The organism is Kitasatospora sp. NPDC096204 (genome assembly GCF_044763205.1).
GTDB lineage: Bacteria > Actinomycetota > Actinomycetes > Streptomycetales > Streptomycetaceae > Kitasatospora.
On the sequence record NZ_JBIWFT010000005.1, the window covers coordinates 260,613 to 275,904 of the forward strand.

Below are 15,292 nucleotides of genomic sequence, written 5' to 3' on the forward strand. Positions count from 1 at the left end.
AGGGAAGAATGCCGATGACCGTGACACAGTTCCCGCAGTGCTCCGCGTTCCCGACGGCGGCCGCAGCAACGCGGTGGCAGCCTTCCAGGGCCGGCATCCTCAATGTCTGGCGCTACTACGACGAGGTCTTCACGTTCCACGAGGGCCGACTGCTCCTGCGGGGGCAGAACGGCACCGGCAAGTCGAAGGCGCTGGAGGTGCTCCTGCCCTTCCTGCTCGACGCCAGCCTGCGACCCAACCGGCTGTCCACCTTCGGTGGATCCGAGCGCACCATGCACTGGAATCTGATGGGCGAGGGCGCCTCGGGCAAGACCCGCGTCGGATACGTGTGGCTGGAGTTCGTCCGCGACGACGGAGAGGACGACGGCGGTTCCGGCTGGTTCACCTGCGGCGCCAGACTTCAGGCCAGCGTGCACACCACCGGTGTCACCGTCGACTACTTCACCACCGGCGCGCGGATCGACCGCCCAGGCGGTCTCTCCCTGGTCAACGACGCGGGCCAGCCGCTCACCCGAGCCGCGCTGGCCGAAGCCCTGCAAGGCCGGGGCGAGCTGCACGGATCACCGACCGACTACCGCAACACGGTCCGGAGCACGCTCTTCTCCGGGCTGAGCGAGCAGCGCTACGACGCCCTGATCACCGCGCTGCTCCAGCTCCGCACCCCCAAGCTCTCGGAGCGCCTGGATCCGTCGCTGCTGTCCTCCCTGCTCTCGCGGGCCCTGCCCCCGCTCGGCCAGGGCGAGATCACCGAACTGGCCGAGGGCTTCGAACGCCTCGACCGCCAGCGTGAACACCTGAAGGCCCTGGACGACGAGGTGGCCGCGGCCACCGCCGTCGCGAACCAGCAGCGCGGCTACGCCCAGCGCGTTCTGCGCGCCGGAGCGGCGGCGCTCATCTCCGCGACGACCGAGATGGACAACCTCGCCCGCATCGCCAGGGAGAGCGGGGAGGCGCACGCGGAAGCCGTGCGTGAGCGCGACGAGAACAAGCGGGCGCAGCTGGAGCTCGAACACGGACGGCAGGAGATCGAGGGCGCCATCGAGGGGCTGCTCGACTCCGAGGCCTACCGGCAGGGGCAGGAGCTCGACCAGCTCCGCCGCAGGACCGAACAGGCCGACCGGGTCGCAGCCCGGGCCCGCACCGCCGCCGACCGGAAGGTTCGGGCGGCCGACGAGGACGCCGGGCGTGCCGACGACGCGCGGCTGCGGTCCGAGCAGCGGGCCGAACACGCCCGGGCCGCCCGGGAGGAGGCGCGGGGTGCGGCGCGGCGAGCAGCCATGGAGTCCGTCTGCGCCGAGGTGCAGTCGGTGCTCGATGCCGCACCCGGTCCGTCCGGGGAGACGGAGGAGCAGGGGCGTACGGCGCGCCGCCTGCTGCGCGGTGCGGTCGTCTCGCGGCATCGCCAGATCGGCGAGGTCCGCGCCGCCGTGGAGCGCCACGAGCGTTCCCTCGCGGACCGGACGACGGCGGAGCGGCACCTCGACTCGGCGCGCGAACGGCTGGCCGGTGCGATCGCGAAGCGCGAGGGGCACGCCCACGCCCACGAGGTCGCCGTCGACGCCCATGCCGCCCTGCTGCGCCGTTGGGCGACGAAGGACTGCGCGGAGCTGTCGATCGACGACGCCGAGGAGCTCGCGTCCCGTGCCGCCGTCGAGACCGAGGTCCTCGTGCTGGTCGAGGCCGCCGCCCGGGTGGCGGAGAGTTCCATCACCGCCGGCGAGACGACCGCCCGCGCCGGTCGGGACGACGCCCGAGCCAGGCGCGACCGGATCGTTGGGGAACTGGAACGCACCGCGGCCGCGGTCGATCTCCCGCCGGTTCCACCACGGACCCGCACGGCCGACCGGTCGGTCCTGCCGGGGGCGCCACTGTGGCGCCTGCTGGCCTTCCGGCCGGACGTGCCGCCCGCCGATCAGGCAGGCATCGAAGCGGCCCTGGAAGCGGCAGGCCTGCTCGACGCCTGGATGGCCCCCGACGGCGGCCTCGTCGTCGCCGGACACGACACCCTGGCCGACCCGGCAGCGGCCGTGCCCGCGCCGGGCCCCTCGCTGCTCGACGTCCTTTCTCCCGAGCCCGACGGCCCGGTGCCGCCGAGCCGGGTACAGCGGCTGCTCGCAGGCATCGCCTACGGCCCCACGCTCCCGACGGGCCACCCGGCCGCCGTGGCGGCCGACGGAAGCTGGCGGCTGGCGACGGTGGTCGGCTCCTGGGCCAAGGAGGAGTCCAGCCACATCGGCGCCGCGGCCCGGGAACGCGCCAGGCAGCGGCGGATCGCGGACCTCACCGCCGAACTGGCCGAGGCCGACACCACTGTCACCGGTTACGAGACGCGGCTGCGTGCCCTCGCCGACCGCCGGACGCGCCTCGGCGCCGACCTTCGTTCCCGACCGCACCACCAGGAGGTGGAGCGGGCCAAGCGCCTCTGGGACCGGTCCGAGTCCGAGGTGGGCGCCCGTGAGGACGCCGTACGCGAGGCCGTCGAACGGCTCGCGCGACAGGAGGTCGCGGTCGCGGACGCGCTTCGCGCGCTCGCCGTCGCCTCGGCCGAGCACGCCCTGCCGACCGAACGCGCCGCCCTGGACATGACCGCCACGGCCGTCGACGCGTTGCGCGAACAGGCCGACGTCTGGCTCGACGCCCACCTTGCCCGGACAGCCGCCCAGCACGCCTGGCACTCCGCGCGCAGCCATGCCGAGGCATCCAGGAGCGCGGCAGCCGAGAGCTTGGAGGAGGCGGAGAGTGTCGAGGCCGCCGCCCGCGGGCTCCGATCCACGCTCCGGGCCGTCGAGAGCACCGTCGGCGAGGACTACCGCCAAGTGGCCGCCCGCATCGGTGACTTCCGGACGTCGCTCGACCGGATCCGCCGTGACATCGACTCCGGAACCCAGGCACTTCTCACCCTCGAAGGCCGCATCGGTGCGCTGGGTGCCACCATGGCCCAGGACGGGGCCCTGCACGACAGGGCCGTGGCCGCCCGGAACGAGACAGCCCGCGGTTTCCGGCACCTGTGCGTCCTCGGATTCCCCGAGGACGCGGGCCTCGACCTCGTCCTCACCTCCGTGGACGGCACTCGCGCGACCCTCGAAGCGGCACGCGAGACCGCCGCGGCATGGCCTAACCTGCCGCACGGCACCAGGAACCTCGGCGACTCCCTGAACCGCCTCTCCGAGGCCGTCCACCGAGCCCGCCAGAGCCTCAGCAGCCGTGCCGACCTCGAACTCGAAGCCGAGGAGGACATCCACGTCCTCACCGCCACCATCGACGGCATCCGCGTCGGCGCGACCAGCCTCCTCGCCATCCTCGCCGGCGACCGTGACCGCAGCCAGGGCGACATCACCGCCGCGGAACGGAGCCTCTTCGACCGAACCCTCACCGGCGACACCCGCCGCCACCTCGCTTCCCGGATCCGCCAGGCCGGTGAACTCGTCGAGCGGATGAACGGCCACCTCGAACGGGTTCGCACCGCCTCACGGGTGGCGGTCCGTCTGGTGTGGCAGATCCACCCCGACCTGCCCGCCGGCACCCGGACAGCCCGTGAACTGCTTCTCAAGGACCCGGCCCGGATCACCGAAGCGGACCGCGAGGCCCTGCACGCCTTCTTCCGGGGTCGCATCGAGGAGGCCAAGACCCGTAACACGGCGGCGACTTGGGAAGAGCAGCTCGCGGAGGTCCTCGACTACACGGCCTGGCACCAGTTCGTCGTCAAGCTGGACCGCGCCAACGGCGCCGGGTGGCAGCTGCTCACCAAGAAGCTCCACGGCGCGCTGTCGGGCGGTGAGAAGGCCATCGCACTCCACCTGCCGCTCTTCGCCGCGGTGGCCGCCCACTACGAGGCGGTGCCGGAGTCCCCGCGGCTGATCCTGCTCGACGAGGTCTTCGTCGGCGTCGACACCGTCAACCGAGGGCAGGTCTTCGCCCTCCTCGCGGCGCTCGACCTCGACCTGGTGCTCACCTCCGACCACGAGTGGTGCACCTATCGGGAGCTCTCCGGGATCGCCGTCCACCAGCTGATCACCGGAGGCGACGGCGACGATGCCGTCACCAGCGCCCGCTTCACCTGGACGGGTGCCGACCTGCTGCCCGACGAAGCCGGCCTGGAGGGATCGGCATGACAGGCCGCCATCCCCTCGACGTCCCCGAACTCCGGCCCCTCTGGTCGGCCGTCCACGATCGCCTGTCGACCGGCCGCCCCGTCAGCCGGGTGCGGTCGGGACCGCTCGGCGACGCCGGCCGGGAGGCCCTGGCCGACCTCCTCGGACTGGACCGGCTCCCCGGCGCCGAACCGACGATCCCGCTCGCGGTACTGGAAGCCGCTGTGATGGACGCCTGCGGTCGGCCGGTCCGGGAGGCGGTGGCCGCGATCCTCGGCCCGATCGACGACCGGGCCGCCGAGCGCCGGCGCAAGGCCGGTCAACGCGACGCCCTGTGGGGCTGGTTGGCCGGGCACGAGGTGGTCACCGCCCAGCCCGTTCTTCTGGAATGGGTCGGCCATCTACGCGGCAATGGCCTCGTCGACGGCTCTCCCGACCGGACCAGGGGCCTCCTGACCGCCGCGCTGGCCGTCCTGGCCGCACTCCCGGCCGATGGCGAGCCACTGCCTGTGCTCGCCGCTCGCCTCCTCGGCGACTCGCACGCCCTCGACGACGGGACCCGGCTGTCCTCCCTCGTCCTGCGTGCACTGGCGGTGCTGTACGGCACCGACATGCCGGATGCCGCCGAGGGGCGACGCGCACTCTGGAGCCGGGGCGGCGTGGCCGACGACGAGCTGTCCGCCACCGTGCTCGCCGTCGGCCTCCGCCCGGAGGGGGAAGGCCCGGTCGCCAGGATCTCCCGGATCTGCGCCGGGGCCGGCCACCCGGTCGGTCTGACTCTTGCCCAGCTGCGCTCACCCGGCGAGTTCGCCGGTCCCGCAGGACCGGTGTACATCACCGAGAATCCCAGCGTGCTCGCCCTGGCCCTACGGCGCTTCGGCCGGCACTGCCCGCCACTGGTCTGCACCTCCGGCTGGCCCAGCACCGCCGTGATCCACCTGCTGCGCCGACTCGCCGACGACGGCGCCTCCCTGCGCTACCACGGCGACTTCGACGGCGAGGGCATCCGCATCGCGGCTCACGTCATGGCCAAGACCGGAGCCGTCCCCTGGCGGATGGCGGCCGACGACTACCGGGCCGCCGTGCCCCGGGTTCCCCCGGGCCCCGATCCGGGGCGCCTCACGCCCGCCCCGTGGGACCGGGCGCTCGTCGGCTCCATCGCCGAACTGCGCACCGCGGTGGTCGAGGAGGTGGTCGCCGACCTTCTCCTCGACGACTTGGCAGAGTACCGTCACGAATGGAATGACAGGCTGTTCGACGGGGCGAGGGCTACCACCAACGCTTCGGCCTCGTCCACGTCGACTTCGTGACGCAGCGGCGCACCCCGAAGGCCTCGTTGCGGCGGAGGGCAGGGTGTTCGACAGGTCCGTGACCCGGTCCCGGTGGTTCTTCCACGGGCGGTTCGGCGAGCACGCCGCATCCGGCCCGCGCCAGGAGGTGGATGTCCCGCCGAGTCGGCGTTGGCCGGGTGTCGGTCCACTGCGCGGTGGGCGCCGTGCTGATCGAAGCCCGTCGGAATCCGCCCGCGCGGACACCCCCGGCCCGCCACCTGGCAATGCCGTCCGGGCGCTCCGCCCGGGCGGCGTGTGCGCCATGGGCGCGGGAGCCGGGGGCGGCCGGGTCAGAGTACGAACAGCGTGCTGTACGGCGGGGAGATGCGTACCTGCTGCGAACCGAAGTCGACGAGCACGGCGGTGTCGCCGTCGCCTTCGACGCCGACGACCCGGCCGAGGCCGTACCTGTCGTGGGTGACCCGGTCACCGACGGCGAAATGCTTGCGGGGCGCCTGCGGTGGGGCCTTGAAGGGGCTGTTGGGCAGTGGGCGGCGGGTTGCTGAGAATTCTTTCATCCCCTCCAGTATGCGCCGGAAGTCACGGGAGCGGGCCCCTTTCGGCGTACTCGAGTTCGAGTGGGGCGTAAGCGGCGGACGCCGTCCGGTGCGCCCCCGGGCGGTGCCGGCGCGTGGCGTGATCGGTTGCGCGGGGGCTGTCGGGACGAGGGCCGGCCTCGCCGCGCCCGCGCGGATCATCCTTCCGGGCCTTCGGCGCCGACACCTCGGGAACGTGCCAACGAGACTGCTGCCAAGGCGTGTTGATGCCCATGGCGGCCCAGGTTCGGCGACCCCGGGGGCGTCTCTCCGAAACTGGGGGTTGAAAATTCGCCCACAGCGGGCCCGGGCCTGCTAGAGTCGTTTTAGTTGCAGTAGTGGTTCCCATGAACTTTGTGTGCGCCTGCTGATGTATTCGCAGGCGCATTTTTTGTTTTCCCGGCTCTTCCCGGGTGGGCGCTTCCCGCGGCGACTCGAGGCGTGCGCTGTGCGCGCTTCGGACAGCCTCTTGAAGGAGATTTCTTAATGGCTAATGGCACCGTGAAGTGGTTCAACTCGGAAAAGGGCTTCGGCTTCATCGAGCAGGAGGGTGGCGGCCCCGACGTCTTCGCCCACTACTCGAACATCAACGCCAACGGCTTCCGTGAGCTGCTCGAGGGCCAGAAGGTCGAGTTCGACGTCACGCAGGGCCAGAAGGGCCCGCAGGCCGAGAACATTCGCCCGCTGTAGTTCATCTGCCACGGCACCCGCCAAGCAGTGAGGGGCCCGCACCGAGCACACGCCCGGTGCGGGCCCCTTGGCATCGCGCCACGACGCGTTCCCGGCCGCTCAGGCCCCCTGGCCTACTGGCACTGCTCGTCGATCTTGTACTGGAGCGCCCTCGGGTAGTCGTGCCGGCTGAGCCGGACGCGGGCCAGGATCGGCGCGTGGTTGATGTCGTTGCCGGGGTCGGCGATGTCCAGCAGGAGTGATTCGAGCTCGGCGTGGGTGGTGAGCTCGTACCCGTGCATCCGGTCCTTGTCCGTGCCGAAGACCTCGGCCAGCTTCTCGTACCGCCACGGGTGCAGCACGTTGTAGAAGTCGGCGCCGTCGGACGGCTTGTCCTGGTAGTAACAGGGGCTGACCAGCATCTGTTCGATGCCGTAGAAGCCCTCGTTGTCCAGGACGAAGACCACCGGCCGCAGGTGGTGGCGCACATGGGTGGACAGTTCCTGGCAGATCTCCTGGAACGAGCCGTCCCCGACGAACACCAGCGGTCGCTTCGGCGGCGTCTGCCGGCCCAGCGCCACGCCGGTGGCCGCGCCGACCGAGTAGCCGATGGACAGCCAGCTGTTCTGCGCCAGGAAGCCGGCCCGCTCGGTGATCCGCAGGTTCATCGAACCGATCAGCGCGAACGCCGCGTCCGAGACCACCGTGAACGGCGAGGGGGCCTGTGGGTCCCCGCCGGTGGCCTGGTGCTCCAGGAAGTGGTTGACGTGCTCGAAGAAGCTGTCGTACGTCAGCTCCTCCGGGTACCGGTCGCTGCTCAGCGACTCCAGGAACTCGGCCGTGGTGGCCGGGACGTCCAGGCCCGCCGCGTTGGCCAGTGCGAAGTGGTCGGCCGGGAAGGTCTGTCCCCGCAGCGCGTCGCGCAACGCCGGGATGAACCGGCCGAGTCGGACGTCGGGGAAGTACGTGGCGCCGACGCTGACACCGCCGCGGGCCGCCACGATCCAGTCGTCGCCGATCGACTGCTCGCCGCCGAGGTTCTTGGACGTGGACCAGGTGCCCAGGCCGATCCGGCACCCGGCGTTCTTGAAGGTGTCCCGGATCTCCGGCAGGCTCGCCTTGCCGTTGTAGACGCCGGCGAACAGGGGGTGCCGTTCGGAGACCACGGACTTCGCGCCGACCGTGGTGCAGAACTGCATCCGGGTGGTCTGCACGAACTCCAGCAGCTCGGCCTCCAGTCGCTGGCGGACGAGTTCCTCGCCGGCCCAGACGATCGGCGTGCCGAACTTCCCGATCAGCTCCACCGCCGCCTTGACTGCCTTGGCCAGCATCTCCTCGTTCCGCTTGGTGGACACCCGCTCGTGGGCCCGGAGTTCACCCTGGGGCGGTTCGCACGGCGCGTGCCAGACGTCCTCCATCACCTCCAGGTAGACGGGCTTGTGCTCGGTCAGGCACGCGGTGATCGCGCTGTCGATCTGCCAGGGCGCGAGCCCCGGGTTGGAGAGCACCTGCGCGTCCACCGTGACCTGCCGGTAGACGTCCAGGTTGCTCTCCCGGCGCGGGCTCATGTGCGAGGTGAGCAGGCCGACCGCCTGCTGGTTGAGCCACTGTTCGTACGAGGGCGCCGCGTTGATCGCGATCAGCGGCACGTCCTCGACGTACGCGCCGCCGACGGTGTTGAGCAGGCTGAACGCGCCCACCCCGTAGGTCACCGCGACCGCGCCGACGCCGACCTCGCCCTTGTCCGGGTCGGCGTCGGCGCCGCGCACCCGGGCGTACGCGTCCGCGGCGTAGCCGCCGCCCATCTCGGTCGGGGTGCCGATCCAGCGGACCGTGGTGGTGGCCTGCATGATCGTCAGGAACGGGCCGAGGAAGTCGCCCGGCACCCCGAACAGGTACCGGATGCCCAACTGTTCCAGTCTGGTGGCCAGATAGCGGGCCACCGTCCATTCGTGCTCGCCGCTCATCTGCTGACCGCCTCCTGTCGACGCTCCCCGTGGACCCGCACATCGGGCCGGATCCCCGCTTCCACCGCGGGCGGTGGCGGGGGTGCCTCGTGGACGGCGATGGCCGCCCGCACGGCGGTCTCCACCGCGCCCTCGATCCAGGCGTGCTTGAGCGAGACGTGCTCGCCGGCGAAGTACACCGGGCCTTCCGGCTTGACCGCGTCGAGGTGGAAACTGGTCATCTGGTGCGGGGTGTACACCGCCGCCTCGCCGAACGCGTACGGGTCGCGCAGCCAGCTCTGGGTCTTCCCGTAGCCGGTGTAGAACACCTCGATCCGCCGGCCGTGCACCGACTGGAGGTTGCGCAGCGCGTAGACGTAGCGCTCGTCGTCCTCCATGGAGTCCCAGCGCACCGCGTCGTCCGACCAGCTGTAGGCGGCCAGCACCACGCCGCCGCCGTCGCTGTCGGGCACCGGGTGCGAGGGGTAGTACATGAAGCGGTTCGGGTTGTCGGTGGTCGAGCCGCCGCCGAAGCAGTTGGTGGCCGGGCGCACGCTCGCCCGGAGCAGCGGGGTGTGCTGGTAGGCCTCCCGCTGGCCCTGGCTGATCCGGCGCTCGTCCACGCTCGCGTGCGCGCCGAGCAGTACATCCGGCAGGTTGCGCGGGGGCCGGTGGCCGTTGTGGGCGGCGGCCACGGCCGCCTCGGCGTCATCCTCGCCGGCCCGCTGGTAGTACTCGTACAGGCCGGGTGCGATGGAGTCGAGCTCGACCTTCCAGTCCGCCTCGGTGAACTCCCACCAGCGGCGGGAGAACTCCAGCAGCACCTTGGTGGCCTGGTCGTAGTGGGTTTCGATGATCGCCCGGCGCTTCTTGTACGAGAACGGGGGCGTCACCTGGACGAACCGCAGGGCGGAGAACGGGACCGTGACGATCGCGAAGTCGCCCGTCCAGGTGGTGGGTTCGGCCTCCGGGTCGTCCTCGGGAACGGTCATGACGGCGACCTGCGGCCCGTTCGGGCCGACGCTCCGGGCTCCCCCGCCGTCCCGGCGCGTGTCCCAGTACTCCATCCGGATCATCCGTTCGCCCATCCGCAGCTCCGTCCGGAGCTCCTCGGCGAGCGCGTGGGGCAGGTTCCAGCTGCCGCCCTCGATCTCCCAGTAGGTGGCCGTGGGATTGATGTCGCTGCGGCCCAGGAAGGTGTGGAAGAAGGACAGGTGCAGCCGCGAGGTCATGTTCTCGATCGTGCCGATCGCCTCGATGGCCTCGTCGCTGAAGCCCGCGTACTCGCGCAGGAAGCGGCCCATCGAGTAGCCGTCGAAGTCGTGGATCACCCGGGCCCAGCCGTCCAGCCACTCGGCGAACGGCTTGTTCTCGCGCTTGCCGTCCTTGATCACCGAGTAGTAGTCGCGGACCGGCTCGAGTGCCTGGTTGACCATCTCGGCGGCGGTGATCCGCGCCTCGTCCCCGGTGAGGTGGAAGCCCTCGTTGACGCTGCTCGGGTCCGCGGTGTACTCGCTGCGCCGGGCCTGGATCCGGTTGGCGCGGATCCACGAGTTGAAGCGCTTGGCCGGTTCGCGGAAGTCCGGGCTGTCCGCGCCGTACGTCCACACCTTCCCGGGTTCGAAGGACTCATAGACCACCGGCGGCACGGGCGGGTTCTGGTTGCCGGTGTCCGGATCGACGTCGACGTTGAAGAAGAGCTGCCGCTGCAGGCCGAGGCTGTCGACCAGGGCCAGGGTGAGCGGGTGGAAGCTGGGCAGCCGCATCGCCCCGGCCTCGGCGTACTGCTCCGGGTCGTAGAACGGGCCGTCCACCTCGTCGTCGGTGGAGCGGAAGGTCTTGATCCGCCCGCCGACCCGGTTGGCGTTGGCCTCCAGAATGGTGACGCGGTGTCCGGCGTCCTTGAGCAGCTTCCCGGCGACCAGGCCGGCGATGCCCGCGCCGACGATCAGCACGTCCTTGGACTCGTCCGTCGGCGGGATGCCGTCCTTGATCAGGACGTCGAGGTAGCGCAGCTTCAGGTCCTTGTCGTCGGGACCGATCAGCAGCAGTTCGCGCGCCAGCCGCAGGCAGGTCTGCCGGCGGGCGCGTTCGTCGGGGGTGCCTTTGATGACGGGGTTCTCCATGGTGTCTCCTCGGGGCGCTCAGGGGCCAGGAGCCGACCGGCTTGTCGGGGAGGTCCTTGCCCTCGGCGAGCAGGCGCAGCGTGGGGTGTGGGCATGGGTCGGGCTTCTCGCGCCGGGGGTGCGGGACAGGCAGCGCCGGTCACAAGATGCGAGAGATGCGCTACTCAACGTAGCTTTGTCGTCGAGAGTCCTGTCAACCGGAGGTCAGCCTCTCGGTGGGGTCGCACAGCGTCACCGGGCGCCGCGCTTCCGTACAGGTGCGCGGTCGAGAGCGAGGTGGCGCGGGCCTGCGGAGGCGGCGTGTGGCGGGTCCGGCAGGCTTGGTCGTGGCGACGGTGGCGTCCTCGGCATGCGGCGGGCCGACCGGGGTGGTTCTCGTCGCTCCTGGCTGCCAGGGCAGGGCGTTCGACGGGCCGAGGGGTTCAACCAGAGGTGCGGCCTCGTATGCGACGGCCCGGCGACGCTGTGCGGTCCGGCCCTCGCCGACGGCCTCGCGGTCGCCCCGCCGGGCGGGCTCGCCACGGGCGCCACCGTCGAGGTGCCGGACGGGCTCGGCCACCGGCGGTGACCGGTCTGCGGCCGGCCGGACGGCAGCCGGCCGGACGACAGCCGGTTCGACGGGCCGGGGCCGACCCTGCGGGAGGGGGTGGGCTCAGGGGCAGGGCCGGAGGCCGTCGATGGGGCTCAGGGGCGGGGCCGGAGGCCGTCGATGAGGACGGTGAGGACCTGGTCGCTGTCCTCGGGGGCGTGCTCGCGGGCCCAGGCGGCGGAGGCGATCAGGGTGAAGAGGCCGTTGGCGGTGACCTCCTGGCGGGCCTCACCGGCGAGCTGGGCGCGTTCGAGCAGGAGGCGGCCGGAGGACTGCATCGCGGTACACGCGCAGTTGAGGTCGGAGGCCTCGTCCTTGAGACTCTCCATCAGCATGGTGACCAGGCCGCGGTAGAGGGTGGCGTGCGCGACCGCCGCGCGCACCCAGGTGGCGAGGGCCTCGCCCGGGGGGTCGGTGGCCATCAGTTCCTCGGCGGTGTCGCCGAGTTCCTTGAGGCTGTCCCGCAGCATCGTCTCCAGCAGGCTCTCCCGGGTGGGGAAGTGGCGGTAGAGGGTCGCGTTGCCCAGGCCCGCCTGGCGGGCGATGTCGTCCAGCGAGGCCTGGGTGCCGTGCTGCTCGAAGGCCGATTTGGCCTCCGCGAGGAGCCGCTCGTAGTTGCGGCGGGCGTCTGCGCGCATGGTGCCACCTTCTCCTAGCCGTACTGGGCGTGGTGCTGCCCCCGCCGGTCATGGGGGCAGCACCGTACCGGGGCCTTTCCCCGGATTCTAGCCCGTTCTACCCGTCGGCCGACCCGTCCTCCCCGGCGGTGGACGCCTCCTCGGTCAGCTCGGTCAGCTCGGTGAGCAGCCGCTTCGCCAGGCCCGCCGGGGTCGGGTGCTCGAAGGCGACCACCGCGGGCAGGTCCAGGCCGGTCGCCGCGCAGAGCAGGTTGCGCAGTTCCAGGCCGGTGAAGGACGTGAATCCGGCGTCCAGGAAGGAGACGTCGGCCGCGATCTCCTCGATCGACTCGTGCCCCAGCACCGAGGCGGCCGAGCCCCGTACCAGGTCGAGCAGCAGCGTCTCGCGCTCCGCGTCGGCCTCCAGGGCGGCGAGTTGCCGGCGCAGGACGGTCCCCCCGGGGGCGTCGACGTGCTCCCCGAGCGCTTCGGGGGGCACGGGGGAACCGTCCGGCGCCGGGGTCGAGGCGGCCCGCCCGGAGGCCGGGTCGGCCTGCCGGGCGGGGCCGTGCAGCCAGTAGCCGCGGCGCTGGAAGGCGTAGGTCGGCAGCGGCAGCGCGCCGGTGCCGTCCGCGGGGACGGGGCGGTGCCAGTCCACCGGCCGGCCGTGGGCCCAGGCCAGGCCGAGCGCGGCCAGCAGGGACCGCCCCTCCGGGCGGTCGGCGCGCAACACCGGGGTGAGGACCAGTGGTTCGGCGGGCAGGCTCTGCCCGGCCATCGCCGACAGCACCCCGTCCGGTCCGAGCTCCAGCAGGATCCGCACCCCCTGCCCGGCCAGGTACTGGACGCCCGCGTGGAAGCGGACCGTCCCGCGCACCTGCCGCACCCAGTACTCGGGGCTGCCCAACTCCTCCGCGGTGCCCGGTCGTCCGGTCAGGTCGGACACCAGCGGGACTGTCGGCGGTCGGAACGTCAGGCCCGCGATCGCGCGGCCGAACTCCGCCAGGATGCCGTCCATGTGCGGGGAGTGGAAGGCGTGGCTGACCCGCAGCCGCTTGGTCTTGCGGCCGTTGCCGCGCCAGTGCGCCAGGGCCTCGGCGGCGGCATCGGTGTCACCGGAGAGCACCACCGCCTGCGGGCCGTTGACCGCCGCGATCTCCAGCCGCCCGGCGAAGCGTCCGCCGCCGTCCGCGTCCAGGAACGCGCGGACCTCCTCCTCGGAGGCCTGCACCGACAGCATCGTGCCGTCCGAGCGGGCCGACTGCATCAGCCGGGAACGCTCGTCGACCAGGGTCACCGCGTCCGCCAGGTCCAGCACCCCGGCCGCGTGGGCCGCGGCCACCTCGCCGACCGAGTGTCCGAGCACGAAGTCCGGGACCAGGCCGTGGTGTTCCAGCACCCGGTACAGCGAGGTCTCCAGCGCGAACAGTGCCGCCTGGGCGTAGCGGGTGCTGTGCAGCAGCTCCGCCTCCGGGGTGCGGGGCGCGGCGAACACCACCTCGCGCAGCGGCCGTTCCAGCCGTCGGTCGAACAGCGCGCACACCTCGTCGAAGGCGGCGGTGAACTCGGGGTGGCTGCCGTACAGTTCCCGGCCCATGCCGAGCCGCTGGCTGCCCTGGCCGGTGAACAGGAACGCCGTCCCGGCCCCGCGCTCCGCCCGCCCGGTGACCACCGACGCCGCCGCGCCACCCGCGGCGAGGGCCTCCAGGCCGCGCAGCAGTTCCGCGCGGTCCTCGCCGACCACCACCGCGCGGTCCTTGAACGCGCTGCGGGCGGTCAGGGCCCGGGCCACCTCGGCGGGCTCGTACGAGGGGCGCGCGCGCAGGTGGTCGAGCAGCCGGGCGGCCTGCCCGGCGAGGGCGGGGCGGCCCTGTCCGGACAACACCCACGGCACCAGCGGGAACGGCGCACCGGTGGCTTCGCCGGCTTCCGCCGCCTCCGCCGGTGCGGACTCGACGGCCGGCGCCTCCTCCACGATCACGTGCGCGTTGGTGCCGCTGATCCCGAAGGAGGACACCGCGGCGCGGCGCGGGCGCTCGGCGGCCGGCCAGGGCCGCGGCTCGGTCAGCAGCCGCACCCCACCGGTCCAGTCGACGTGCGGACTCGGCTCGTCCACGTGCAGGGTCCGTGGCAGGCGTCCGTTCCGGAGCGCCATCACCACCTTGATGATGCCCGCCACCCCGGCCGCGGCCTGGGTGTGCCCGATGTTCGACTTGAGGGCGCCCAGCCACAGCGGTCGTCCCGGGTCGCGCTCACGGCCGTAGGTGTTGACCAGCGCCTGGGCCTCGATCGGGTCGCCCAGCGTGGTGCCGGTGCCGTGCCCCTCGACCGCGTCCACGTCCTGCGGGGTGAGGCGGGCGTTGGCCAGCGCCTGGCGGATCACCGCCTCCTGGGCCGGGCCGTTGGGGGCGGTGAGGCCGTTGCTGGCGCCGTCCTGGTTGACGGCGCTGCCGCGGACCACCGCCAGCACCCGGTGCCCGTTGCGGCGGGCGTCGGACAGCCGCTCCAGTACGAGCAGCGCCACGCCCTCACCGAAGCCCGTACCGTCCGCGGAGGCCGCGAAGGACTTGCAGCGGCCGTCGGCGGACAGCCCGCGCTGGCGGCTGAACTCGGTGAACAGGCCCGGTGTGCTCAGCACCGTGGCGCCCCCGGCCAGGGCGAGCGAGCACTCGCCCTGCCGCAGCGACTGCACCGCCAGGTGCAGCGCGACCAGCGAGGAGGAGCAGGCGGTGTCCACGGTGACCGCCGGGCCCTCGAAGCCGAAGGTGTACGAGATCCGACCGGTGGCCACCGACGGCGCCGTGCCGTTGCCGATGAACCCCTCCAACTCCTCGGGGACGTACGGAAGCCGGGCCGCGTAGTCGCTGTACATCAGGCCGGCGAACACCCCGGTCCGGCTGCCCCGCAGGGTGTGCGGGTCCAGCCCGGCGTGTTCGAGGGCCTCCCAGGCGGTCTCCAGCAGCAGCCGGTGCTGCGGGTCGGTGGCCAGGGCCTCGCGCGGGCTCAGCCCGAAGAAGCCGGCGTCGAACTCGGCGGCGTCCGGGAGGAAGGCGCCGTGGCGGGTGTACGAGGTGCCGGGCCGGTCCGGGTCGGCGTCGTACAGCGTGTCGACGTCCCAGCCCCGCCCGTCGGGGAAGTCCCCGATGACGTCCGTGCCGGAGTCGACGATCCGCCAGAGGTCCTCGGGGCCGCGGACGCCGCCCGGGTAGCGGCAGCCGATCCCGACGATCGCGACCGGCTCCTGGGCGGCCGCCTCCAGCTCCGCGAGCCGTTGCCGCGTCTCGTGCAGGTCGGCGGTGACCCACTTGAGGTAGTCGACCAGCTTCTCCTCGTTGCTCATCGGTGTGCTCGCCGTCTCTTCCGCAGTCGTTCGTTCCGGGGCCGTGG

8 protein-coding genes and 1 pseudogene are annotated in these 15,292 nt (G+C 72.4%); 4 read left to right on the plus strand and 5 right to left on the minus strand.

The window, feature by feature from the left end:
- Positions 1 to 14: 14 nt before the first annotated feature.
- The 3 genes and pseudogenes from ACIQ87_RS08160 to ACIQ87_RS08170 all read left to right on the plus strand — a co-directional run.
- Positions 15 to 4,112: a TIGR02680 family protein gene (locus ACIQ87_RS08160; protein WP_402403276.1), complete on the plus strand. Its 4,098-nt coding sequence runs from the start codon at positions 15 to 17 to the stop codon at positions 4,110 to 4,112.
- Positions 4,109 to 5,401 carry a TIGR02679 family protein gene (locus ACIQ87_RS08165; RefSeq protein ID WP_402403279.1) on the plus strand — a complete coding sequence of 431 codons (1,293 nt, stop codon included), beginning with the start codon at positions 4,109 to 4,111 and terminating at the stop codon, positions 5,399 to 5,401. Before ACIQ87_RS08160 ends, ACIQ87_RS08165 begins: the two co-directional genes overlap by 4 nt.
- A pseudogene (locus ACIQ87_RS08170) lies at positions 5,356 to 5,463 on the plus strand (family 1 glycosylhydrolase); the annotation flags it as partial. The gene ACIQ87_RS08165 and the pseudogene ACIQ87_RS08170, both read left to right, overlap by 46 nt.
- A 249-nt stretch (positions 5,464 to 5,712) precedes the next feature.
- Here ACIQ87_RS08170 and ACIQ87_RS08175 read toward each other — a convergent pair.
- Positions 5,713 to 5,940 (minus strand): hypothetical protein, encoded by a 228-nt coding sequence (locus tag ACIQ87_RS08175; RefSeq protein WP_402403282.1) that lies wholly within the window; start codon positions 5,938 to 5,940, stop codon positions 5,713 to 5,715.
- A 504-nt stretch (positions 5,941 to 6,444) separates the two neighbouring features.
- Here ACIQ87_RS08175 and ACIQ87_RS08180 point away from each other — a divergent pair.
- Positions 6,445 to 6,648 carry a cold-shock protein gene (locus ACIQ87_RS08180; protein WP_045694210.1) on the plus strand — a complete coding sequence of 68 codons (204 nt, stop codon included), beginning with the start codon at positions 6,445 to 6,447 and terminating at the stop codon, positions 6,646 to 6,648.
- A 113-nt stretch (positions 6,649 to 6,761) separates the two neighbouring features.
- Here ACIQ87_RS08180 and ACIQ87_RS08185 read toward each other — a convergent pair whose 3' ends face one another.
- From ACIQ87_RS08185 to ACIQ87_RS08200, 4 genes are all read right to left on the minus strand, one after another.
- The gene (locus ACIQ87_RS08185; RefSeq protein WP_402403283.1) at positions 6,762 to 8,594 is read right to left on the minus strand and encodes an alpha-keto acid decarboxylase family protein; all 1,833 of its coding nucleotides are present in this window, start codon (positions 8,592 to 8,594) and stop codon (positions 6,762 to 6,764) included.
- On the minus strand, positions 8,591 to 10,699 hold the full coding sequence (locus ACIQ87_RS08190; RefSeq protein ID WP_402403286.1) for a flavin monoamine oxidase family protein: 2,109 nt from the start codon (positions 10,697 to 10,699) through the stop codon (positions 8,591 to 8,593). Before ACIQ87_RS08190 ends, ACIQ87_RS08185 begins: the two co-directional genes overlap by 4 nt.
- Before the next feature lie 684 nt (positions 10,700 to 11,383).
- Positions 11,384 to 11,926: a TetR/AcrR family transcriptional regulator gene (locus ACIQ87_RS08195; RefSeq protein WP_402403288.1), complete on the minus strand. Its 543-nt coding sequence runs from the start codon at positions 11,924 to 11,926 to the stop codon at positions 11,384 to 11,386.
- 97 nt (positions 11,927 to 12,023) lie between these two features.
- Positions 12,024 to 15,245: a type I polyketide synthase gene (locus ACIQ87_RS08200; protein WP_402403291.1), complete on the minus strand. Its 3,222-nt coding sequence runs from the start codon at positions 15,243 to 15,245 to the stop codon at positions 12,024 to 12,026.
- Positions 15,246 to 15,292: the final 47 nt, after the last annotated feature.

What these genes read in the sequence shown, in the direction of transcription:
- ACIQ87_RS08185 (WP_402403283.1), bottom strand. Translation starts at nt 8,594, where the DNA reads ATGAGCGGCGAGCACGAATGGACGGTGGCCCGCTATCTGGCCACCAGA.
- ACIQ87_RS08195 (WP_402403288.1), bottom strand. Translation starts at nt 11,926, where the DNA reads ATGCGCGCAGACGCCCGCCGCAACTACGAGCGGCTCCTCGCGGAGGCC.
- ACIQ87_RS08190 (WP_402403286.1), bottom strand. Translation starts at nt 10,699, where the DNA reads ATGGAGAACCCCGTCATCAAAGGCACCCCCGACGAACGCGCCCGCCGG.
- ACIQ87_RS08175 (WP_402403282.1), bottom strand. Translation starts at nt 5,940, where the DNA reads ATGAAAGAATTCTCAGCAACCCGCCGCCCACTGCCCAACAGCCCCTTC.
- ACIQ87_RS08165 (WP_402403279.1), top strand. Translation starts at nt 4,109, where the DNA reads ATGACAGGCCGCCATCCCCTCGACGTCCCCGAACTCCGGCCCCTCTGG.
- ACIQ87_RS08160 (WP_402403276.1), top strand. Translation starts at nt 15, where the DNA reads ATGACCGTGACACAGTTCCCGCAGTGCTCCGCGTTCCCGACGGCGGCC.
- ACIQ87_RS08200 (WP_402403291.1), bottom strand. Translation starts at nt 15,245, where the DNA reads ATGAGCAACGAGGAGAAGCTGGTCGACTACCTCAAGTGGGTCACCGCC.
- ACIQ87_RS08180 (WP_045694210.1), top strand. Translation starts at nt 6,445, where the DNA reads ATGGCTAATGGCACCGTGAAGTGGTTCAACTCGGAAAAGGGCTTCGGC.